Genomic DNA, 22,930 nt, shown 5'->3' with positions numbered 1-22,930 from the left:
GAGAAGGATGGAAGCAGTTGAAAAAGTTGACTTCTGCAAAATATACAGGAGATTTTATTATAGAGTTTACAAAGTGGCTTACCGAATCTTGAAAGATGAGTGCCTGGCAGAAGATGTAACGCAGGAAACCTTTATAAAAGCATTAGCACATATAGGGACGAGAAAGGACCCGGACAAAACTGGAGCTTGGCTAGCCTCGATTTCTTCCAGAACGGCTGTTGATTTTCTTAGAAAACAAAAGCGAGCTAGACATGTTTCATTTGAAATAGAATGTTCGTCTTTCCAAGCAAGGGAAAACGTAGAGCGGGAAGTTGAACAATGGAGTATGGAGCAAGAAATTATGCAAGAGTTGTCACTATTAACCTACAGTCTCAGAAAAGTTTTTCTGTTGAAATACCGGGAGCAATGGAAAGAGGCAGAAATTGCTCTTGCTTTGAACATCCCGGTTGGTACAGTAAAAACAAGGCTTTACCGAGCCCGCCATCAGATGAAAGCGAAACTGGAAAAAAAGAAGGATCAGGCTGGAGATGGAATGGTTTTGCCTGCTTGAATGATTAGAGTTTTGGAAAGCGGGGAATTGCAGATATAAGCAATACTATTAGGAGGTAAACTATGCTATATCTATTGGCGATTATCCTTCCGCCCGTTGCGGTATTATTTACTGGCAAACCCATGAAGGCAATTTTGAATCTCATATTAACCTTGATTCTATTCGTTCCAGGTGCTGTCCATGCAGCGTTAGTTGTCAAAGACTATAAAAATGGCAAACTGGCATAAACACAAAAAGCCGCTCATTTTGAGCGGCTTTTGTATTCCATAGTAGTAGTTTTTCGTAATATCCATAAACTACGACATGACTTTTTCTGGCTTCCTTCCATTCTTTTCGAGTTGAGTGGTAGTCCAGCGCTGCGGAAAAATACTCGCTTTCCGTGGGGAACGCTTCAGCCAGGGTACTACTTGGGCAGGCTCCTTTGCTCCCTTGGGACTGCGATTACTCGTCCCACCGAAAACCATGCGTCGAGGAAGCTTACTACGAAGCGATACTAGAAGACGCAGACGCATCACTGCGGGGTCTTCAGACTGTTCCTTTCCCACAGGACTTTGAAAAGACCTCCTTGAATTTACACCGCATGCAGAAAATCGACCTTTATTTTCAAGGAGTCTCGCATTTTTCCGCAGCTTGGTATAAGTTTTCTGATTAGGTGAGAAGTGATCCTGAAGGTGTCTAACATAGGTATCTTAACATCGAAATTCAGAAAACTCCTACCAGCGAAGGCAGAATACGTAGACTCCTATGGGAGCAGCGCGTGTCCGAAGACCCCGCAAGAAGCGTACTTTGCTGATGAGGAGACTGAGGCCGTGCCCATGGAAAGCGAAGTGTTCTGCCGCAGCGAGGCCATACCAGTCATTTATAATCAGAACGAGAGGAAGTCTCCCTAGAAGGAATTTTCACTATGTCGCAGTTTCCCTCAACTGTAAGTTAGTCTTACTGGTTAGCTGCTCAGATATTAGCGGACTTACAATATGAAATGCATCATCAAAAGAGGGGACATGTTTTTTTCCTTGACACCTAATCTGCCAGTCTATATAATTAATCGAGTGTAAAAATCATCACCGTATATATACGGGAGAGGTTCTTAGCTACAACCCTCTATAAAAAACTAAGGACATTTGACGTGATTTTATCAACTATCAACCATGTCCCTTAGGGCGTGGTTTTTTTAATTACTTGAGATCTATTATAAGGAGGCAGACCTATGGCAGGCAGAAGAGAAGAAGAATTGACAGATGTTACATTGTTAGGAAGCCAGGGTACAAACTATTCATTTGATTATACACCTGAAGTGCTTGAAACTTTTGATAATCAGCATCCAAACAGGGATTACTTTGTAAAGTTCAATTGCCCGGAATTCACCACCCTTTGTCCGAAAACACGGCAGCCTGATTTCGGTACCGTCTATATCAGCTATATTCCCGATGTGAAGATGGTAGAAAGTAAATCTCTCAAACTGTACTTGTTCAGTTTCAGAAACCATGGTGATTTCCATGAAGACAGCATGAATATCATTATGAATGACCTGATCGATTTGATGGATCCCCGTTACATCGAAGTTTGGGGTAAATTCACCCCCCGCGGTGGAATCTCCATTGATCCATATTGTAATTATGGCAAACCAGGTACAAAGTTTGAACAAATGGCAGACCACCGTATGATGAATCACGATCTATATCCGGAAAAAATCGATAACCGTTAAACTGCAGAGGGTAGCATTGAACATTTCTCCCAAGAAGGAGAGAGAACTTATATGTTTGTATATTTGAACGCCCTGTTTGTAGGGCTCTTGATTATTGCCAATATTTTAGGAGTTAAATTGATTAGTGTATCAGGTTTTGTGTTGCCGGCCGCGGCTGTTGCTTATGTGATTACTTACTTGGTTACAGACGTTATCGGAGAGGTTTACGGGAAAGATGCAGCACGCAAAATCGTTCAAGCCGGCTTCCTTACACAGGTTGTCGCCATGATATTTATATTTATAGCGATTCAGCTGCCTCCTGCTGCTGATTTTGGTATGCAGTCGGAATTTGAAATGATACTTGGCGGAAGCTTCCGCGTTATGCTGGCAAGCTTGATCTCTTATGTAGCGAGCCAAAACCTGGATGTTTCAATTTTTCACCGGCTTAAGGCAAAACATGGCGATAAAAAGCTTTGGCTTAGGAACAATTTATCGACTATGACCAGTCAGCTGATTGATACCATTCTCTTTATAACGATTGCTTTTTGGGGAGTTGTCCCGTTCTCTGTACTGATAGGAATGGTAATTACGCAATATATTTTCAAACTAATTGTTGCTGTAATCGATACCCCGATAGCATACCTGCTTGTAAAATGGGCCAAACGGTCAGACGCTAAAAATAATCATAAGACAATGGTTGCTTAATGATAAACAGGGCACTTGATTTATAATTCAGGTGCTCTGTTTATTTTTTTGCTTTCTTTCTACTTTATAAATTGTTAGAATATTAAGTTAACAAGGAAGTGATTATGAGATGATAGAGCAAGTACAACAAGGAGATGATTAAACTGACCTTCAAGAACTTTAAATGGTATGTTTTGTATGCCTTGTTCTTATTCTCCCTGATTTTTGTCATTATTTCTGTAGACTACGAATTAGAGCAGCATGCAGAATCAACCTTTAAAATACTTCCAAGAATGCTGTTTGCCTTCCTTGCTTATCCCTTGATCGGAATTGCTGTTGGTTGTTTAGGTTTATTTAGAGAAAAGCAAAAATCAGGCAGGTGGAAATTCAACCTTGGTAGGTTTCTTAGTATCGGGTTGCCTTCCTTCTATTTTGCTTATTATCCCTACCTTGTCTATTTCTCGGGACCTTTGAAATTTTTGGAGATACCAAATCAGCATTTTAATTTACTAATGGTCGAAGGTCCTGCTGTTATATATATATTTCAATTTATACTGGGATACAGTCTGGTAACAGGATTTCAGAAAGAAAAAACGTCTATGTTCAGTGTTGATTAAGGGGAATGAATGGACTGGATATAGTGATATGGGCTTCTTGGCGGTGGTTGTCGTGATTTAATCAAATTGTGTTCTTTAAAGGGAGTCATAGACCAACAAAAAATCGAGTCAAAAGGCTAGAGGCCTATAAACAACCAATGTGAGAATGCGAGGAGGGCGTGAACATGAATCTGATTTGTGAGTATTCGGATATAGAGTATTATTTGAAGGAGACAAAGGAGGTCGACTTTAACCACCCAGCAATACGGGAATTGTCTGAGGGACTATTTGTGCCGGCACAGACGGAAGTAAGCAAAGTGAAAAATGCATATGAATATGTCCGTGACCAGGTAAACCATTCATGGGATATTCAAGCACCCGAAGTTACTAAGACAGCTTCAGAGGTGTTGCTGGCTCAGCATGGAATCTGCTATTCGAAAACGATGCTATTGGCAGCTTTGCTACGGTCTCAAGGGATTGCTTCGGGTTTTTGTTATCAGCGTTTGCAGTTATTTGATACGCCTGAAAAGGGATATTGCATACATGCTCTAAATGCCGTGTACCTGGAGACTGTCGATGAATGGATCCGTCTCGATGCCCGGGGAAATAAACAAGGAGTGGAAGCGGAATTTTCCATTTACAACGAAAAACTTGCCTTTAATGTTAATGAGCAACTGGACGAGAAAGATTATCCCGTTGTCTATTGTGATCCACATCCAGCAACAACCGGCATCTTGCAGAAAGCGAATGATGCTGTAAAGATGTATAAACACCATTTGCCCAACAGTATTTAACTAGAAGCTTGCTGCATGGTGGGTATTCAAATGAACGAAAAAAAGGCCGTCCATTTCGGACAGCCTCTTTCCAGCTTTATTTTTATGAGTTATTGTTATTTTGCTGTTGGCGGCCTCTTTCCTCTCCGCCTTTTTTGCCAATTTCTTCATAGAATTCCTTGTCATGGTTCTTTGACGTGGTTTCTCCGCCTTTTTTACCAATCTCTTCATAAAATTCCTGATCATGATTTTTAGAAGTTGTTTCTCCGCCTTTGCGACCCGCTTCTTCTACAGACATCTTTTTGTTGTTATTGTTTTCAGCCATTTGTAAAACTCCTTTCGAATTAGTATTTGTTGGCTTCTATATAAGAACTATTCACGCTTTGGAAGAACTTCAAACATCTTATTACTAGTTTTATTAGTAATGCAAAATAGAGTTTAGATCGTGTCCTGTCGGGGTATTGTTTACACATTAAAGAAATTTTACGGAGGGATAGTATGGTAAGAATAGCGGTAGAAGAACCATTTAAGGATGTAAAACAGAAATTGATTAACAAAGGCTATGAAGCTGAAATGTTGCAGAGAAAAGTCGATGCAGTCGACTTTGACTGCTGCGTGGTCAGAGATAAAGAAGATTTGGCTGACTTGCATATGAACGTGCCATTAGTGGAAGCAAAGGGAAGAAGTGTCAAGAAGATTGTTACTGATGTGGAAACTCGTCTTCTAAGAACCGGTGCGATCGATAAAAAAGCATCATCCAACTTTACTGCCAAAGGGTTGTTCAGCGGCATAGCAGTCGGGAGCATAGTTGGAGCGACAGCCGGCCTTTTATTGGCTCCTAAAAATGGGAAGGACCTACGGGATGATTTAAATGGAAAGATGAATCAAGCAAAAGAACAGACAAACAATCTTACCGGTAAAGTGAAAGAGATGAAGCCAGGTAAGAAAAAAGAAGATAATCAGCAAAATGAAAATGAACTGGTGGTTCAAGAGGAAGAATTACCACAAAAAGTATAACAGACTATTCAAATATGGTTTGCGTGCTGTCAAGCTGTCGAGAGAGAACTCTCGACAGCTTTTTTTTATTGTCCAAGAGTAAAGGAGCGTACAACATTTTGGAAGCCGAAATTTTTTAAATTTGTTGAATCCATGTGATGCTATTTCGTGCTATGATGAAGAATAGGTTTTCAGGATAAAATTCCATATCAATTATTAGATTAGAAAGGATGTTAGATGTGAATCCAGGTTGGTTATTTGTGTTAGCGGCGGTTATCGCTGTGACGGGGATTGTAGTTGCCTTTAAACAAATGGCAGGGACAGCTGAAAAAAGACTGGAGGAAGGCAAGACAGTTACTACAGAGTCTTTCCAAAAAGAAACGACGCGCTTTTTTATCAAAGTCGCTATCATTGAAGTTATTCCGATTTTGTTGATTGTGTTCGGTTTCGTTCAAATAGAGTCATACAACGCCAACAGTCTTCAATTAATGTTTCCTATTCTGTTTATCTTGGTAATACTCCTGTTCGGCATGTTGAATGTCATTTTAACTCGAACTCGTTTAATGTCTATTAAGGATTTATCGGAGCAGTCCAGGGCATTTGTCAATTCGACTATTTTTATAGGGATTGGGCTTGTTTCAACTATACCAATCATAGGAGTTGTCGCTATTTTGACAATGGGTGCATAATACATACAGTTTCTATGCAAGTAATACAGCAGGAAGATAGCATAATCAAGATAATCTGTTTATGATTGAGAAATACAGGGTCATAATAAATAACAGACTTACTTGTTTGGAGAGGATATCGATATGAATACTCATTTAGAACAACTTTTTGAAACACCAAAGTCTTTTTTGCAGGATGCTTGGCATAATGCGGGGTTTGAGAAGGCTACTGCCGTTCAGTCGAGGGCTGTCCCCTTAATATCAGAGGGAAAAGATGTCATTGCCGAAGCACCGACGGGAAGCGGTAAAACACTTGCATACTTACTTCCATTAATGCAGCATATAAACCCGGAGCATAAGCATGTGCAGGCTGTCATCCTGGCCTCGAGTCATGAGCTCGTTATGCAGATCCACAAAGAGCTTCAGGCATGGGCAGAAGGGAGCGGCATAACTGGTATCACATTGATTGGCGGGGCAAATGTTAAACGTCAACTGGAAAAATTGAAGAAACGCCCACAGATTATCATTGGTACACCTGGCCGGGTAATGGAATTGATCAATAAGAAAAAGTTGAAAATGCATGAGGTGAAAACATTGGTGTTTGACGAAGCAGACCAATTATTCAATCCGGAGCATCAACAAACAATCCAGGCTGTTGTCAAAAGTACCATGAGTGATAGACAAATCGTACTTTTTTCTGCCACGTTATCTGAGCAGGTTGCAGATTCAGCACAAAAATTAATGAATAAACCGGAGATAATCCGAGTGACAAAGGATGAAGTCGAAACACCGCCAGTAGAACATGTCTATTTGGTGACGGAAGCACGTCAGAAATTGGATACACTACGTAAACTAATCAGAGGCTCGGAAATGAAAGCACTGGCTTTTGTTAGAGATATCGGTAATCTGTCTGTATCTGCAGAGAAACTTGAATACAAAGGGATTGAAGCTGGAGTCATTCATGGGGAATCTAAAAAACAGGAACGGGAAAAAACGATTAAAGAATTCCGTTCCGGAAATAAACCAATAGTCCTGGCAACAGACGTAGCCGCAAGAGGATTGGACATAAAGGATATAACCCATATTATCAATCTGGACTTGCCTGAAAACACGGACCAGTATATCCATCGGGCCGGTAGAATTGGAAGGCTTGGCACAGCTGGTGGTACAGTGATTTCTATCATCACCGAGCAAGAGGAAAAACAATTGCAAAAGATTGCAACAAATATGAATGTCAAATTATGTAGAAAACAGCTTGTAAAAGGTAAGCTTATAAATCCAAAATAGCCGGATTAAAAAAATTACAGGGCGCTAAAACTTGCTCCAAACTTGCATTTCCAGGTGATTTCCATGTCCGATCCTGGATAAATTTACTTTCTACTTTTGCAAGGATGTGTTACTAATAGAAAAAGCGTGAATATAGAGATTCGATATTTGCGAAAATTTTCGGGTACTGAGAAGGAGATTGCAATGAACAGAGGGTCAAGAAAGGTGGAGATTCTCCATGCAGCAGCAAGTATTGTCAGCAAGCAGGGGATTTTCAATTTAACCTTGGAGGCAGTGGCAAAAGAAGCAGGAATAAGCAAGGGCGGTCTACTATACCACTTTCCCTCTAAGGAAGCACTGGTGGAAGGAATGGTTGAGCATCTTGCGGATAATTATATGGCAAAGATCCAAAATAATGCGGAGAGTGATCCGGAAGAGAATGGGAAATGGACTCGGGCATTTTTGAACGTTACCTTTAACCAGACCTATCAGCATAAAGATATGAATGCAGGTTTGTTAGCAGCTAAAGCAGTTAATCCAGACTTGCTGCAACCTATCAAGAGTGCTTATGAAAAATGGCAGAAGAACATCGAAACAGATGGAATTGATCCTGTCAAGTCGACCATCATCCGGCTGGCGACAGATGGGATCTGGCTTTCTGAATTATTCGACATCTATCATCTGGACGCTGATCGGAAACAACAGGTATACGACACTTTGTCCGATTGGGTGGACGATTAAAAAAATTAAATAACAGGGCGAAGGCATTATCTTTTTGGATAGTGTCTTTTTTTTATGATTCTACGATTAAAAAAATTTTTTTATAAAATTTTTTCTGTACAAAAAATCAAAACTGAAATGCTCTTATTATAGGTTTTATCGACTATTAACTTCAATACTCAGAAATTTGAATCCCTTTTCATTGTTTTTTGCGCTGTTGATTAATTTACCGTCTGGATGGTATAGTAATCGCTGTGCTTAAACGAACGAGCTAAATACCTAATAAAGCCTAAAAAAATATAAAAATGAACTTTATACAGGGAGGAATTATCGATGAAATCAAAAGTTCTTTTAACAGCTGCGGTAACAGGTGCCGGTGATACGATAAAGAAAAACCCGAACGTCCCGGTAACTCCGAAAGAAATAGCAGAATCTGCAATTGATTCGGCAAAGGCAGGCGCCACCATTGCTCACGTTCATGCCAGAGATCCTGAAACCGGAGGAATCAGCCATAGCGTCGATTACTACCGGGAAATTGTTGACCGGATTCGCGAGTCAGAGACAGACGTCATCATTAACATCACTTCTGGAGGTGGGGGAGATTTCCTTCCAAGCCTTGAAACACCAGCCGCTGGAGGAGACGGTACAGATATCCAAACACCAGAGGAAAGGCATAAACCGGTTGGCGAATTGCTTCCGGAAATGTGCACGCTTGACTGCGGAAGCGTCAATTTCGGCAACATGATTTATTTCAGTCCTACCGACTGGCTCAGACAACAAGCAAAATTAATCCAGGAAAGCGGTGTAAAGCCGGAATTGGAATGCTTTGATACAGGCCATCTTCGTTTTGCAAATCAATTGATAAGCGAAGGTTTGATCGAGGATGATCCAATGTTCCAATTTTGCTTAGGAATTCCATGGGGAGCAGAAGCGGATGTGGAAACGATGAACTACATGAAAAACCGTATTCCACAAAATGCTCACTGGTCGGCATTCGGAATCGGCCGCATGCAAATTCCGGTTGCGGCACAATCCGCACTACTAGGCGGAAACGTGCGTGTCGGCCTGGAAGACAATATTTATTTGAGTAAAGGTGTCGTTGCAAGAAACGACCAGTTAGTTGATAAAGCAGTGAACATGCTTAACGCAAATGGACAACAACCAATGAGCCCGCAGGAAGCGAGAAAATATTTGGGCTTGAGAAACCCGAACGGAGGTAACAACTAATGACAAATACAACAGTAAACAAAGTAGCTGTAGTCGGAACGGGAGTCATCGGAAATGGGTGGATCGCTCGCTGTCTTGCACAGGGATTTGATGTAATCGCAACAGATCCGGCAGAAGGTGCTGAAGAACGTACTCGTGCCGCTGTCGACCATGCATGGCCTGCGATGGAAAAAATGGGCCTTGCCCCAGGTGCCTCCCGAGACCGTTTGGCATTCACAACAGATTTAGAGTCAGCCGTTGCAGATGCAGATATCATTCAGGAAAATGTTCCTGAACGGGAAGAGTTGAAGAGGAACTTACTTGCCTCGATTGATTTATTGGCGAAAGAGGATGCCATTATTGCGTCAAGTACTTCTGGAATCACACCGAGCACATTGCAAAAGGACTGTAAAAATCCTAATCGTGTAATCGTAGCACACCCATTTAATCCAGTGTACATTCTTCCGTTGGTCGAATTGGTCGGAGGACAGAAAACAGATCAGGAAGTAATCGATCGTGCACACTCTTTTTACGAATCTATTAACATGAAACCTTTGGTTGTCCGTCATGAAATTGAAGGTCATGTAGCCGACCGTTTGATGGAAGCACTTTGGAGAGAAGCACTTCACCTTGTGAACGACGGTGTCGCGACAACAGAGGAAGTTGATGCGGCTATCGTGTACGGCGCTGGTTTGCGTTGGGCACAGATGGGACCATTCCTGACTTTCCATCTAGCCGGCGGAGCGCAAGGAATGCGCCATATGCTCGAACAATTCGGTCCGGCACTCAAGCTGCCATGGACGAAGTTAGAAGCACCTGAATTAACAGATGAATTGAAAGAAAAGGTTATTACAGGCTGTGAAACACACGCCGGAGATCAATCAGTAGCCGACTTGGAACAGAGGCGGAATGAGTTCCTTGTACGCCTGTTGGATTTAGTGGAGGAATACTGGCCGGAATCAAAACAGCTTGCCAAAAACTAATATCTTTAACGGGGAAGGAGCTTGTACATGAACAATCAAGTACTTGCGTGCAAAGTATCTAAGGAATGGGTGGACTACAATGGCCATATGAATGATGCAGCGTATGCGAAGGTATTCAGTATGGCAGTAGATGCCTTAATGGGAAAAATCGGACTGGACAGTGATTCTATTGATAAACTGTCTTACACAATTTATACATTGGAAACACATCTTTGCTATTTGAAAGAAGCGCATGAAGGCCAGGATCTGAACGTGGAAGTTCATTTGCTGGACCGTGACGCTAAACGTCTCCATGTATTCTTTACCATGAAAAATGATAACGATGAAGCAATTGCTACGAGTGAGCAAATGTTGATGGGAATTGGCACTGTTGAAGGGCGTCCGGCCCCGTTTCCTGAAAGTGTGTCAGATAATGTCCAAAAACTTGAGGACATGAGTGCCGGACATGAAATACCACAACAAGCAGGAAGAACAATCTGTATTAGAAAAAAATAATTGTTTCTAAGCATTTGGGAATGAACAAAGAGGAGAATTCTTATGAATAAAATCGAAGTTCAAAACCTTACTAAAATATTCGGAAGCCATCCTAAAGATGGGATGAAGAAGTTAAATGCCGGTCAATCGAAACGGGAGATTCTTACTAAAACAGGAATGACGGTGGGGGTCAACCGGGCCTCCTTTTCTGTAAAAGCCGGAGAATTCTTCGTCATCATGGGTCTTTCAGGAAGTGGTAAATCGACCTTGATCCGTTTGATTAACCGGTTAATTGAACCAACAGATGGCGAGATTCTTATCGAGGGCAGCGATATTACCAAGATGAATAAACAAACCTTGACGGAGACAAGACGAAAGAAACTTGGAATGGTATTCCAAAAATTTGGTTTATTTCCACATCGTACGGTGCTGTCGAATGTAGCTTATGGTTTGGAAATTCAGGGTGTAAAGAAAGAAGAACGAGAAAAATCGGCTCTAAAAGCTATCGAGGATGTTGGACTGAAAGGTTATGAAGACAATGTTCCTGATCAATTAAGCGGTGGTATGCAGCAAAGGGTCGGACTTGCCAGAGCACTTGCCAATGATACAGACATCCTGTTAATGGATGAAGCTTTCAGTGCTCTTGATCCCTTAATAAGGAAAGAAATGCAGGATGAGCTCTTGAACCTGCAAAATAAATATGACAAAACGATTATCTTTATCACTCATGATTTGGATGAAGCACTGAAGTTAGGAGACAGAATTGCAATCATGAAGGATGGGGAAATCGTTCAAATTGGAACATCGGAAGAAATTCTGACAAATCCGGCTAATAATTATGTTTCCAATTTTGTGGAAGATGTCGATCGTTCCAAAGTATTGGAAGCATCACAAATTATGAAAAAACCAGAAGTACTGACAACCTATAAAGACGGTCCTCGTGTTGCGGTCAGAAAAATGGAAGAAGCTGGTCTATCCAGTATATATGTGGTCGATAAAAACAAACAGTTGAAAGGTTTACTGACGATTGATGATGCCATCAAGGCATACAAAGAAAACATTCCAATGGAACAAGTATTAAGAGAGGATTTCCATCGTACTTCCCCTGATACATCGCTAAATGATTTGTTTGGGTATGCTGCTGAGACGAAATATCCGATCACAGTGGTAGAAGACGATAGACTGCTTGGAATCATTTCCCGTGTCTCAATCCTTTCCGGACTTGTTCTAGGAAAAGAAAAAGATGAGGTGACAGCAGGATGAATTATTTCCAATTACCCTTGGAAGAATGGACAAATAATTTCGTGGATAATTGGCTTTTGCCAGTAATGGGCGGGTTCTTTGACAGTGTAAGTGAAGTAATTGGTTCTTTCGTCGAGGGAGTTACCAATCTATTGCTTTTCATACCTGCAGAAGTGTTAGCGATCCTATTGATTTTATTATCTTGGAAACTTGCCGGAAAAGGAGTAGCTTTATTTACTTTTATTGGTTGCATTTATTTAGGGGCTGTAAATTTATGGCCGGATGCCATGCAGACAATAGCGGTTGTTCTTGTTGCGACATTGCTTTCTGTTGTGATCGGTGTCCCGCTTGGGATTATGAGTGCTAAAAGTAAAGTGGCCAATGAAATTCTTAGGCCAGTATTGGACTTTATGCAGACACTGCCAAGCTTTGTCTATCTAATTCCAGCAATTCTATTATTCGGCCTTGGTGGAGTACCAGCAGTCGTAGCTACATTTGTATTTGCTACTCCCCCAGCAGTACGGATGACGAACCTGGGAATCAAGCAGGTTCCGAAAGATGTTATTGAAGCATCACAAGCTTTTGGATCCACATCATGGCAGTTGTTATTCAAAGTTCAATTGCCCATGGCAGTGCCGACAATTATGGCAGGAGTAAATCAAACAATCATGCTGGCGTTGTCTATGGCAGTCATCGCCTCTATGATTGGTGCGCCAGGTCTTGGTTCTACCGTACTTTCCGGCATTTCCAATGTGAATGTAGGACTAGGTTTGACCGGAGGATTAGGAATTGTCGTTCTGGCGATTATTTTAGACAGGATTACACAAGGGCTTGGCCAAAAAGTTTAACGAGAGGGAGTAAAAGATATGAAAAAAATCATCTTTAGCTTAGTAATGATACTTGTATTAGGGATTATTTCAGCATGTGGAGCTGATAGTCAAGGTGAAGAAGCTTCAACTAATTCAGATGAAGGCAAACCAACTATAACATTCGGCGTGGCACCATGGACGACGACCGTTCCTCCGACGAAGGTGGCCGGATTGATCCTGGAAGATATGGGATATACTGTTGAAGAAACGAAAGCCGATGTAGGCGGTGTTTTCACTGGGCTTTCCCGGGGAGACTTGGATGTATTCATGGATTCCTGGATGCCGATGCATGAAAACTATTTTGAAAAATACTCTGATTCTATAGAAGATACAGCAGTAAGTTATCCGGAAGCAGAAACAGGCTGGGTTGTACCAACTTATATGGAAGATATTAATTCCATCAGTGATATTGGAGGCAATGAAGATATATTTGATAACAAGTACTACGGCATTGAAGAAGGTGCCTCCGCTACGAAAACATCGAAAGAGTTGATTAAAGCATACGGGCTGGATATGGAACATGTTGCTTCCAGTGAAGGGGGAATGCTAGCTCAAGCTTCCCGCTTGATGAAGCAAGAAGAGCCAGTTGTATTCTTCGGCTGGAGACCCCATACGATGTTCAACAAATACGATTTGAAAGTATTGGAGGATGACAAAGGCTTCTTTGAAACTTCTTCCGTCCACGTGGTGACAAACAATAACTTAAAAGACAAAGCACCGGAGGCATATGAATTCTTAAGCAACTGGAGCATACCAATTGATGACGTCGAAGAAATGATTGTTAAAATCGAGGAAGGTGCTGATGAAACAGAAGTAGCACAAGAGTGGATTGACAACAATCAAGAGAAAGTGAACAAAATGATCGGAGAATAATTTTACTCAAAACCCGTCCTGGGCATAAGGGCGGGTTTTTTGTCTTAAAATGCAAAATCATTTCCCGGGAAATGATAACACTACCTTTCATGACGAATTTTGTAGCTGCGATTGCCAGATAAGTCCATAATTTCCTATTTACTTTTTATGATTTGTAGACGATAATAAATTACCTTTAAGAATTTTATTGTATAGGAGAAATGGTATTTGGACATCATTATCGGCTTCATTTTAGGGGTTGTAGAGGGTTTGACGGAGTTTGCTCCGGTTTCATCAACCGGCCACATGATCTTGGTCGGTCATCTGTTAGGATTTGAAGGGACGGTTAGGGCAAGTACGTTTGAAGTCGTTATCCAGCTTGGATCTATTCTTGCGGTCGTTTTTCTATTTTGGAACCGGATTTTGAATATCCTGGGTATCGGCCGAAGAGAGAGTCACCAGCAATCGATAGGAAGGCTCAGTGTTTGGCATATAGCAGCAGGGATTGCCCCCTTTTTTGCGTGCGGTTTCTTTTTCTATGATTTTATCAAAAGTCAGTTGTTTTCTACCCAAACAGTAGTATTTACTTTAATTGCCGGAGCTGTCCTGATGGTAATCGCAGAATTCTTTAAAGCGAAGAGTCCTGCCGCAGTTACTCTTGATCAAATTACGTACAAGCAGGCATTTGCAGTGGGGTTGTTTCAATGCTTTGCACTTGCACCGGGCTTTTCTCGTGCAGGTGCCAGTTTGTCCGGGGGGCTCCTTGTAGGTATGAACCACAAAACTGCGGCTGAATTCACCTTCATCATGGCTATCCCGATCATGTTTGCCGCATCGGGAAAAGACCTGTGGGAAAGCTGGGGGTATCTGACAGTTAACGATATCCCGTTATTTGCTACTGGTTTCGTTACAGCGTTTTTTGTAGCGCTGATTGCGATTAAATTTTTTCTGCAATTGATTAATAGAGTGAAGTTGATTCCCTTTGCGATTTACCGTGTATTATTGGCGGTTGTATTTTGGATATTTATCATATAATCCTCAAGTGAATTCTATCAATTTGAAACCATTAAGTTTCTGTTACGTATTCTATAGTACGAAAAAACTAAGGGGGGCTTATCGATGACTCTGTTAGGTTGGCTTTTTTGGGGATTTATCGCAACTCTCTTTATTGTAGCCTTGTTATTCAAACGGAGATCGCACAACGATAGCAAGTCACCAAACCAAATCAAAGCCGAAGAAGAAGCCAGGAACCATCCCAATCATCATACTGGAGGGTTTGGGGGGTTTTAAAGAGATTGATTGAAAGCAGGCTTTTTTCAGCCTGCTTTTTAGTTTATTAAAAAGCCACTAAGAAAATTGCAGACATACAGTCAGGAGGGAAAAAGTGAAGCACTTATTTCTGTTTGGTGGAAGTCCGCCATTTTCGCCTATACTGGGAGGGGAATTTGCCAGTATTTCATTGAGTAAATCGAAGCCGAAGATTGGTGTGTTATTTGTGGAGAGACCCGGATGGAAAGATTATATGACCAAATACACAGCGAGTCTGGAGGCATATGGGTTAAGGGATTTCTTGTTTTTACCTTTGTCCCCATATTTATCGAAGAAAGATTTTAAGGAACTCGGAAGCTGTACAGGTATAATTATCGGTGGGGGTAATACTGAAAAATATAGAAATTACATTGTCGATACACCCATCGGAGAAACAATCAGGCGATTATATGAGAATGGTGTACCGGTCGCGGTTTTTCTGCCGGAGCGCTGATAAGCCCAGCTCAGTGCGTAATTCCCCCTGTAGATAACAGTCAAAACAAGCACTTATTTTTACCAGGATTAGGCCTTATCAAAAATTGTGTGATAAGTGTCCATTATCTAAAATGGAAAGAAGAATCCAACTTGCAAACAGCAATGAGAAAGACAACCGTTCCACAAGGCTATGGGATAAATGATGAAGCAGGCATTTACTTTCAAGATGAAAAAGTAGAACAAACAGAAGGACAAGTATTTTATTTTACAAAAGAGGCTCTATAGAACGGCGTTGCTATTTCATAATATCTATAAACTGCGACATAACTTTCCTTTAGCATGACTTTCTCCCATCCTTTTCGAATTGAGTGGTAAGCCGCCGCTGCGGGAAGCGAGTATTTTACCGTAGCGCCGGGTTAGCAATTAACCTGTAAAGGATGACAGAAAGTCTCTCTAAGGTGGATTGTCACTATGCCGCAGTTTTTCTCTATTACGAATTTAATACGCAGTTGTTTGTCGGTAGCGGACGCCTTTAGTTTTTGGAAAGAGGTGTGTTAGGGATATATTTTTTAGGAAAGGGGGAAGGAGATATGCCTTATCAATTTCGCAAGATGACACAGTATGAAGCCGAGGAAATAGCTTATCAATGGAAATACCCTGAACCATATTCATTTTATGATATGACTGCTGATCCAGAAGATCTGGAAGAGTTTCTTGACTCAAAAGAGCGGGGGGAATCCTATTTCTCCGTATACGATGGACAAGAACTTATTGGATTTTGGTGCGCAACACAGCCAGATCAAACGGCTGTAGAAATCGGGTTGGGCATGAAACCGGAGATAACAGGAAAAGGTAAAGGAATCGAATTTATTAAAGCAGGAATAGCCTTTACGGAGATGTCCTGCAAATCCGAAAAAATAGTCTTATCAGTGGCGGCATTTAACAAAAGGGCAATTCGGGTTTACCAACAAGCAGGATTTAAAACATTGCATTATTTCAATCAAGATACAAATGGCAGTACATACTCATTTGTCAAAATGGAACTTCTGCTTAAATAAGCTGAAGGGCCGCTATATTACATACCGGCCCTTCGAAACAAAATTACTTACTTAAGATCTTTTGCAACTTCTTCAAAATGCGGAGCAAGAATTTCTTTCAGCACACGGGCACTATGATGAAATTTTTTCTTTTCTTCTTCGTCAAGGTCAAGTTCCAATATTTCCCGAATTCCATTTCTATTAATGACTGCAGGAACACCTGTATATACATGATTTTCTTCATATTGCCCATCAAGGTGGGCTGACACTGTTAATATACTGTTCTCGTTGTGCAAGATTGCTTTTGTTATCCTGACAAGTCCCATCGCAATCCCGTAATAAGTAGCGCCTTTTCTTTGAATGATATGATAGGCTGCATCTCGAACGTTAACAAAAATGTCGTCAAGATCTTCCTTTTTATATTTCTCATGACGTTCGATTAGTTTCATAACAGGTATTCCGCCGACATCTGCAGAACTGTAAACCGGCAGTTCACTGTCTCCGTGTTCGCCGATAATGTATGCATGGACATTGGTAGGGGCTACTTTGAAATAATCTCCTAATAAGAAACGGAAACGAGCAGTATCCAAGATTGTCCCTGAACCGATAACGCGTTCTTTCGACAAACCGCTGAATTTCCAAGTTGCATAAGTAAGGATATCAACCGGATTAGTGGCCACAAGAAAGATTCCATTAAAGCCGCTTGCCATTACGTTGTCTACGATTTCTTTAAAGATGGCCAAGTTTTTCTGCACTAAATCGAGTCTTGTTTCTCCAGGCTTTTGATTGGCTCCTGCGCAAATGACGATCAGGTCTACATTTTTACAATCTTCATAATTACCGAACCGTATGTTTGTTGGATTGGTTGCGAAAACTTTACCATGGTTCAAGTCCATTACATCGCCCATTGCCTTCTCTTCGTTCAAATCAATCATAATCAGTTCGTTGGCGATTCCCTGGTTCATGAGAGCAAATGCATAGCTTGCACCTACAAATCCTGTTCCAACTAAAGCGACTCTGTTCACTTTTTCCTGTGTCATCCGTATCTTCCTTTCTTTATGAAAGTTATCTATGTGAAATTGTTCACAATATAAGGATATAACAAGGTTTATTTTTAAACAACAGCATGAAAACCTTTGCATAAGTCATATTTGTTACAATTTAAACGTAATAACAAATCCTTCCGTTGGCATCTATTTCTACATTTAATTATAGGTTTCCACATTTTAGAAAACCAGAAACATAGACAATAGGTTGATTACAAAAGACATTTGCTCGCATAATATATAAACTGCGAACTTACTTTCTTTAGCAAGACTTCCTCCCATCCTGAATAAGTCGGGCGCTATACAATCGCTGCGGCAGAACACTTCGCTTTCCGCGGGCACGGCCTCAGCCTCCTCATCAGCAAAGAACGATTCTTGCTGGGTCTTCGGACACGCGGGACTGCGATTACTCGCCCCATCGAAGACCTTTCGCTGTTCCCACAGGATAAGGAAAGCTTCGTCGGCAAGACATCGCACGAAGAAAATCGTCTTTCATTTTCGAGGAGTCTGCGTGTTCTGCCTCCGCTGTTTGGGATGTTCTGAATTTCGGTTGGAAACATCTCAAGTTAGACATATATCAGTATTTTTCCGCAGCGCCAGGTTAGCATTCAACTAAAATCAGAACAAGAATAAGCTTCAAAAAATAGAACATTCACTAGTTCGCAGTTTCCCTCTACTGTGAAGTTAAATAGCAATTTTTTTGGTGGGGATGCATTTGCAATTCTTCTTAGAGCATATAAAATGCCTTACATAAAAAAAGAACCCGCAATTGATTTTTGCGGGTTCTTTGGGGTTAATTCCATTTTATCTCAACAGGCATAGTTTCTGCAATTGCCTTTTCGAATATGCTTTTTTCTGATTCTTTCAACCATAATTGGATAGTTCCTTTGTCTGAACTGCTTCTGATCAGACGTCCGATTCCCTGACGAAGGCGCAGAAGCATATAAGGTGCGTCGACTTCTTCCAAAGGATTATCAGCGTGTTTTCTTTTTGCCTGGAAGACAGGATCTTTCGGTGGAAAAGGCAGGGATGAAATAATAACCTGGGACAGGGACTCACCAGGTACATCCAGTCCCTCCCACAAGTGATAAGAGCATAGCACAGAATTTTCGTCTGTTTGAAAATTACGCACCGTTTCACTTATTTCTCTATCCCCTTCATAGTAGAAGTCAAATGACCAGTCGTGAATGTTTGCCCAAGCTCTGAAATCTTCCATCTCTTCCTTGGAAGAGAAGAGGACTAGTGATTTTCCTCCGTGCTTAATAAGTTGTTCCCCAATTGATCCCCATTTATTTTCATTTTCTGTATAACCATTGATGGTCATTTGTTGGTCATAATCAAAAGGAGATGCAACGGAAAAAGAATCAAATTTTTCGATACCGAGACTTCCAGCCAAGTGGGAAAAGTCCCCGCGCTGCGACAGAGTTGCGGATGAAAAGATAAATGGTATGTTTTGAGAAAACACTTCTTTTTTTAGTACATCTTCCACTAAGCGCGGCATGATTACCAATGTCCTGGCATCTTGGTCTTCTTCCAACCAGTAAATTCCCTGATCATCCTTAACCAAAATAGAAAGACCATAAGAAAAGAACTCTAAATATTCTTCGATGATTTTGATGTGATAATCATCTATAGTAAACAACTCTGAATCGAAAACAAGCTGCTCTAAAAGCTGTTGTACTTTTTCATGTAAAGTTTTCGCCATTTCAAGCATGTTTTGTGTGAGCGAAACTTCTTTACGATTGGAACCAGCTACGTCATTGGCATAGTCTCCGAGTAGGACAAACCAATCTTCGTGCAAGGCCAAAATATCTTCAATTAAATAAAGGGATTCTTCTCTGACATCCTGGCTCATGTAATTAGTCAATACATTGTTCAATGTTCCTGAATTGAATCGATAGGTAAGCCCCTTCTGAGCAGCAAATTCCAATAGATGGCCTTCATCGAATACGACACAGCTGGCATCAGGTAGAAGTGGCATTTGGCCCTCGCGCTTCCGCGAATCTTTGGTCCAAATGTGTTCCATATAAAAATCATGGGAACAGATAATCAAGTCCGTAGCATGTCTGTAATACTCTCGATAAAGCGTCTGGCCGCTTCGATGTCTCCATTCACAGGTAGAACATTGCTGTAGTGGATCCCAGGCGATTTTTTCCCAGGTTTCATTAGATACCCATGGATATTCTTTACGGTCGCCATATTTCTCGAATGATTTCATCGAAGCGCTCGTATCGAATACAAAATCAGGTATTTCATCGTGGACACTCAAAATATCCTCGTTTTTGGTCTTGTTGGCAAGTGCGTCCAGTTTTCTTACACATACATATTGCTCTCTTGCCTTGGCAAGTCTGACGTCGACCGTGAGGCCTAAAGCTTTCTCTAATTTTTCGATGTCTCCGCCTTTTTTGACCAGTTGTTCAATTAAGGTTTCATCAGCACAGGAAATGATTGCGGGTTTGCGGCGATAACGGGCATAACAGATTGCATAAAGTAAATATACAAAGGTTTTTCCTGTCCCGACACCTGCTTCAGCGAATATGGTCCGTTTGTTTTTAAATGCCTGTTCCAATTGAAAAGCCATGAAAATTTGCTCATCACGAAGCTCATACCCCTGCTCGGGAAGGATATCGTAAAAGACATCCCCGACATAATCGCCAAGGCGGTCGAAGAAATTTTCAGTTTTAGAAATGGAAAATGGAAGTGGATAAGTATTTGTCATAAGAACTCCTCACAATAGGTTTCATTCGATAAGTTTACATATTAGCATAATAGCCCTAAAATAAACAGTTTAGGCGATATTGACATTAAAAAGAGCATGTTAGTCATGCTCTTTCTTTCCTTATCAGTCGCTCCGCTGTAGTTCGTATTGCCGCTCATCCGGCAGGGAGAGAACGAGATGATTTTCATCGATAACTTGCAGAGCCGCTTCTTCCCCGGTATGAACTGCAATCGGACCTTCCTGGATATTTTGGACTGTGCCAATAAACGTATTTTCTTCTTTTGTGAATAAGGCAAGAACAATTTCATCCAATTTGTTGGAAGTTATATGTAAGTTGCTTGCCAATCCTTCAGTCAGCTCCCACTTATCGGAGCTGTTTGGATCTGTCCAGCTGCCGTATAGGGAAGAAAGCTTCTTGATTTCCATAGCTGTAAATTGATACGAAGCAATATCGTCAATTGTCAGGCGTGCGGTAGTATCATTTATTTTTTCCAGCTTGGCACTTTTCCCTTTCCAGTCAGGTTTATCTTTTGGTGCTTTCGTTATTTCTCCGAGGACCGTGTCTCCCTCCAATATATGATTGCCCATGAAAAAAGTTCCCAAATAGCTTTGTTCTTCCTTATCAGAAGAAAGTACCGGGATCTGGAAGACAATACCGCCGTATGCGATCTCCAAACTTGGCAAGTCGGGATTTCCCCAGCCAAGCCGGTCGCTCTCGTACAAGTCGAACAGCTGCTCAGTAAGTTCGGCCATTTCTTCTTCGGAATGAACTGGCTTTTCTATGTCTTCCACACTCAAGTCCAATTTTTCTTCTATATTAGTATCTTCCTGGTTGTCTGTCACTTCAGCTGTCGTACTGTTTTGGCAGCCGGAGACAAACAAAGCCATTAAAGGAAGGCAGATTATCCAACTTTTTTTCATCTTAACACTCCTAATTTACTTTCAATACTGTCCAGAAAGTGCAATAGTATCTATTTTACCATAGTAACAAGAGAGAGGGAATGTGAGATTGACGGCAAATTGGTGACATTATTTGAAAAGCTTGCATGCCTGCTTTTATACTTAATACATAATAATGATTTCAAAGGAGCCAGAGCCATGCTTTATGAATACACCGTACTTGTCGAATATCAAACTATTGACCAATCCATCGAATCTTTAAACGCTGCTGGGTTATACAATTTATACTATGAACCGCCAATAGAAATTATTAAAGTCCAGAACGGATACGATTATGAAGAAAGACAGCAGGAGTTTATTGAATTGAAGATTTATGCGGAAGAGGGGGAGAGTCCAGGATTGCCTGAAACTTATCTTTCTCTGATAGAAAATACATTAGGAATAGCAAAGGATGAAATCCGGTTAGCAAGAATAGATGATACAAGTTGGGATGTTAGTTTCGAAGACATCGATTTAGGAAATGGCTGGGTGCTCTGTTATTCTGGCCAAACAGATGTCCACCCTGGAAAAAAAATCCTTCGATTCGATCCGCAAGCTGCGTTTGGGACAGGTTTGCATGCTACTACTCAGGACTGTTTAAGAATTATCCTATCAGAAAATCTTAACGACAAATCAGTTTTGGACTTAGGGACAGGATCTGGTGTCCTCTCAATAGCGGCAGCCTTGAAAGGGGCAGAAAAGGTTACGGCGGTCGATTACGAACCTGTCGAAAGAGAAATCCGCTTAAATGCAGAGCTGAATAAAGTGGATATTCCTCTTTCAATTGAACAAGCGGATTTGCTAGAGGGAGAATACTCCGTTACAGAACCATTTGATGTCATTGTGATTAATATCGGTGCTGATGAAACAAGGAAAATCGTTGAAAGGCATCAGCTAGTCGACAAAAGTGACACGTTCCTAATATCAGGAGTAGTGGAGTGGAATGCCGGACAAGTGATGGAAATGTTTAAGAAAGAAGGATATTCTGCAGAAGTGCGGATGCAAACCGATGAATGGCTGACATTCTTGTTTAAAAAAGGAAAGTCGTAAAAGTAGTTTCCAAGCTTATATCTTCGCTTAAATGATTGAGTTTGAACTAACAGCATCCTTGGAATCGATCTTCTAAAAGACGATCGATTCCAAGTTGATTTTTCCAGCACGTCTGGTTCGACTTCAGGAGAGATCGGCTGGAGTTTGATTTCAAAAAATATTTGAGCTTTATTGGGGATTTCGTGAGGATGCAGATCATGAACCTTTGGCTCAAGCCTGCCATTGTTTGCTATACACTTGCTCATAAATAGTCTATTACAAATACGCAGGACTGTATTCACTCTTCCCATGATCAGGTTCCGGGCGGTCGAAAAGGGTATTACGTCAATTCCCATCAAATTCCTCCTTGGTATTAGTATTGTCATAATAGTATCCTATCGTAGTTGGGTTGCAGAATTAATAGTGTATCGTTCCTGATTTTGCCTTCTGTTTAAAAGGGTAAATAGATGGATGAAAGAAATCAATATCCTCATTTATCCAAGCAATCATATACTTTTTCCCCAGGAACATGGGTTTGGAAATAGGAGGAAATAAATAGAACGTTGTTTGTTTCAAGTAGGAATCAGTTATATATTGATATATTTGTCACAAATAAAAGAGGTTTGTTTCCTCAGAGGATGGGATAACCGTGGAATGGGAGATTATACTATCTTAACCGGATTGGAAGAATTCACCCTTAACATCACGCCACCTGAATGTTATAATTTAACAAATAGAATATGTTATCAAGAGTGGACGAGAGAACTGGCTCTGCGACTCCACAGCAACCTGTTAAAGGATAAGGTGCTAATACCAGCAAAGCAAGGGCTTTGAATGATAAAAACGGACAGTGC

25 protein-coding genes, 1 pseudogene and 2 riboswitches are annotated in these 22,930 nt (G+C 41.1%); of the genes and pseudogenes, 22 read left to right on the top strand and 4 right to left on the bottom strand.

Annotated features, from left to right (window positions below):
- Positions 1-7 precede the first annotated feature (7 nt).
- The 6 genes from CZ434_RS08675 to CZ434_RS08640 all read left to right on the top strand — a co-directional run bounded on the left by CZ434_RS08675 (position 8) and on the right by CZ434_RS08640 (position 4,308).
- A complete protein-coding gene (locus CZ434_RS08675) occupies positions 8-550 on the top strand; it encodes an RNA polymerase sigma factor (protein WP_077622766.1) in 543 nt (180 codons plus the stop codon).
- A 62-nt stretch (positions 551-612) separates the two neighbouring features.
- The gene (locus CZ434_RS08670; RefSeq protein ID WP_077622765.1) at positions 613-777 is read left to right on the top strand and encodes a YqaE/Pmp3 family membrane protein; all 165 of its coding nucleotides are present in this window, start codon (positions 613-615) and stop codon (positions 775-777) included.
- Positions 778-1,624: 847 nt separating this feature from the next.
- Positions 1,625-1,671: riboswitch (PreQ1 riboswitch) on the top strand.
- 86 nt (positions 1,672-1,757) lie between these two features.
- Positions 1,758-2,255 (top strand): preQ(1) synthase, encoded by a 498-nt coding sequence (gene queF, locus CZ434_RS08655; protein ID WP_077622762.1) that lies wholly within the window; start codon positions 1,758-1,760, stop codon positions 2,253-2,255.
- A gap of 51 nt (positions 2,256-2,306) precedes the next feature.
- The gene (locus CZ434_RS08650; protein ID WP_077622761.1) at positions 2,307-2,939 is read left to right on the top strand and encodes a queuosine precursor transporter; all 633 of its coding nucleotides are present in this window, start codon (positions 2,307-2,309) and stop codon (positions 2,937-2,939) included.
- A gap of 134 nt (positions 2,940-3,073) precedes the next feature.
- On the top strand, positions 3,074-3,535 hold the full coding sequence (locus CZ434_RS08645) for a hypothetical protein (protein ID WP_077622760.1): 462 nt from the start codon (positions 3,074-3,076) through the stop codon (positions 3,533-3,535).
- Between the two features lie 164 nt (positions 3,536-3,699).
- A complete protein-coding gene (locus CZ434_RS08640; RefSeq protein ID WP_077622759.1) occupies positions 3,700-4,308 on the top strand; it encodes a transglutaminase-like domain-containing protein in 609 nt (202 codons plus the stop codon).
- A gap of 121 nt (positions 4,309-4,429) precedes the next feature.
- On the opposite strand, the pseudogene CZ434_RS08635 reads toward CZ434_RS08640, so the two are convergent.
- A pseudogene (locus CZ434_RS08635) lies at positions 4,430-4,612 on the bottom strand (stress-induced protein, KGG, repeat-containing protein); the annotation flags it as partial.
- A 173-nt stretch (positions 4,613-4,785) separates the two neighbouring features.
- On the opposite strand from CZ434_RS08635, the gene CZ434_RS08630 reads away from it, so the two are divergent.
- The 15 genes from CZ434_RS08630 (at position 4,786) to CZ434_RS08570 (ending at position 16,364) form a co-directional block, all read left to right on the top strand.
- Positions 4,786-5,304 carry a YkuS family protein gene (locus tag CZ434_RS08630; protein WP_245830949.1) on the top strand — a complete coding sequence of 173 codons (519 nt, stop codon included), beginning with the start codon at positions 4,786-4,788 and terminating at the stop codon, positions 5,302-5,304.
- Between the two features lie 218 nt (positions 5,305-5,522).
- The gene (locus CZ434_RS08625; protein ID WP_077622757.1) at positions 5,523-5,972 is read left to right on the top strand and encodes a hypothetical protein; all 450 of its coding nucleotides are present in this window, start codon (positions 5,523-5,525) and stop codon (positions 5,970-5,972) included.
- A 123-nt stretch (positions 5,973-6,095) separates the two neighbouring features.
- The gene (locus CZ434_RS08620; protein WP_077622756.1) at positions 6,096-7,238 is read left to right on the top strand and encodes a DEAD/DEAH box helicase; all 1,143 of its coding nucleotides are present in this window, start codon (positions 6,096-6,098) and stop codon (positions 7,236-7,238) included.
- A gap of 183 nt (positions 7,239-7,421) precedes the next feature.
- The gene (locus CZ434_RS08615; RefSeq protein ID WP_077622755.1) at positions 7,422-7,958 is read left to right on the top strand and encodes a TetR/AcrR family transcriptional regulator; all 537 of its coding nucleotides are present in this window, start codon (positions 7,422-7,424) and stop codon (positions 7,956-7,958) included.
- Positions 7,959-8,270: 312 nt separating this feature from the next.
- Positions 8,271-9,164 (top strand): beta-keto acid cleavage family enzyme, encoded by an 894-nt coding sequence (locus tag CZ434_RS08610; protein ID WP_077622754.1) that lies wholly within the window; start codon positions 8,271-8,273, stop codon positions 9,162-9,164.
- The gene (locus CZ434_RS08605; protein WP_077622753.1) at positions 9,164-10,126 is read left to right on the top strand and encodes an L-carnitine dehydrogenase; all 963 of its coding nucleotides are present in this window, start codon (positions 9,164-9,166) and stop codon (positions 10,124-10,126) included. Before CZ434_RS08610 ends, CZ434_RS08605 begins: the two co-directional genes overlap by 1 nt.
- Positions 10,127-10,153: 27 nt before the next feature.
- Positions 10,154-10,621, top strand: a complete 468-nt coding sequence (locus tag CZ434_RS08600) for a thioesterase family protein (RefSeq protein WP_077622752.1) — start codon at positions 10,154-10,156, stop codon at positions 10,619-10,621.
- Positions 10,622-10,663: 42 nt separating this feature from the next.
- Complete coding sequence (locus CZ434_RS08595; RefSeq protein ID WP_077622751.1) at positions 10,664-11,863, top strand: quaternary amine ABC transporter ATP-binding protein; 1,200 nt, start codon at positions 10,664-10,666, stop codon at positions 11,861-11,863.
- A complete protein-coding gene (locus tag CZ434_RS08590; protein WP_077622750.1) occupies positions 11,860-12,690 on the top strand; it encodes an ABC transporter permease in 831 nt (276 codons plus the stop codon). Before CZ434_RS08595 ends, CZ434_RS08590 begins: the two co-directional genes overlap by 4 nt.
- A gap of 18 nt (positions 12,691-12,708) precedes the next feature.
- A complete protein-coding gene (locus tag CZ434_RS08585; RefSeq protein ID WP_077622749.1) occupies positions 12,709-13,584 on the top strand; it encodes a glycine betaine ABC transporter substrate-binding protein in 876 nt (291 codons plus the stop codon).
- Between the two features lie 207 nt (positions 13,585-13,791).
- A complete protein-coding gene (gene bacA, locus CZ434_RS08580) occupies positions 13,792-14,598 on the top strand; it encodes an undecaprenyl-diphosphate phosphatase (protein WP_077622748.1) in 807 nt (268 codons plus the stop codon).
- 84 nt (positions 14,599-14,682) lie between these two features.
- On the top strand, positions 14,683-14,853 hold the full coding sequence (locus CZ434_RS22085) for a hypothetical protein (RefSeq protein WP_179107216.1): 171 nt from the start codon (positions 14,683-14,685) through the stop codon (positions 14,851-14,853).
- Positions 14,854-14,947: 94 nt separating this feature from the next.
- Positions 14,948-15,325: a type 1 glutamine amidotransferase family protein gene (locus CZ434_RS22470; RefSeq protein WP_245830948.1), complete on the top strand. Its 378-nt coding sequence runs from the start codon at positions 14,948-14,950 to the stop codon at positions 15,323-15,325.
- Positions 15,326-15,456: 131 nt separating this feature from the next.
- Positions 15,457-15,591, top strand: coding sequence for a hypothetical protein (locus tag CZ434_RS22625; RefSeq protein WP_281252255.1), 135 nt, complete (start codon positions 15,457-15,459; stop codon positions 15,589-15,591).
- Between the two features lie 305 nt (positions 15,592-15,896).
- Positions 15,897-16,364: a GNAT family N-acetyltransferase gene (locus CZ434_RS08570; protein ID WP_077622747.1), complete on the top strand. Its 468-nt coding sequence runs from the start codon at positions 15,897-15,899 to the stop codon at positions 16,362-16,364.
- Positions 16,365-16,411: 47 nt separating this feature from the next.
- Here CZ434_RS08570 and CZ434_RS08565 read toward each other — a convergent pair whose 3' ends face one another.
- From CZ434_RS08565 to CZ434_RS08555, 3 genes are all read right to left on the bottom strand, one after another.
- On the bottom strand, positions 16,412-17,383 hold the full coding sequence (locus CZ434_RS08565) for an L-lactate dehydrogenase (RefSeq protein ID WP_077622746.1): 972 nt from the start codon (positions 17,381-17,383) through the stop codon (positions 16,412-16,414).
- A 799-nt stretch (positions 17,384-18,182) separates the two neighbouring features.
- Positions 18,183-20,108, bottom strand: coding sequence for an ATP-dependent DNA helicase (locus CZ434_RS08560; RefSeq protein ID WP_077622745.1), 1,926 nt, complete (start codon positions 20,106-20,108; stop codon positions 18,183-18,185).
- A 123-nt stretch (positions 20,109-20,231) separates the two neighbouring features.
- Entirely contained in the window at positions 20,232-21,029 is a 798-nt protein-coding gene (locus CZ434_RS08555) for a hypothetical protein (RefSeq protein ID WP_077622744.1), read from the bottom strand.
- 177 nt (positions 21,030-21,206) lie between these two features.
- Between CZ434_RS08555 and CZ434_RS08550 the strand changes: the two genes are divergently transcribed.
- Positions 21,207-22,097, top strand: a complete 891-nt coding sequence (locus CZ434_RS08550) for a 50S ribosomal protein L11 methyltransferase (protein WP_077622743.1) — start codon at positions 21,207-21,209, stop codon at positions 22,095-22,097.
- Positions 22,098-22,816: 719 nt separating this feature from the next.
- Positions 22,817-22,920, top strand: a riboswitch (SAM riboswitch).
- Positions 22,921-22,930: the final 10 nt, after the last annotated feature.

This window comes from Sediminibacillus massiliensis, assembly GCF_900156915.1.
In the GTDB taxonomy this organism is placed as follows: domain Bacteria; phylum Bacillota; class Bacilli; order Bacillales; family Amphibacillaceae; genus Sediminibacillus_A; species Sediminibacillus_A massiliensis.
Note: the sequence above shows the minus strand (reverse complement) of the source record. Positions and strands in the feature narration are given on the sequence as shown.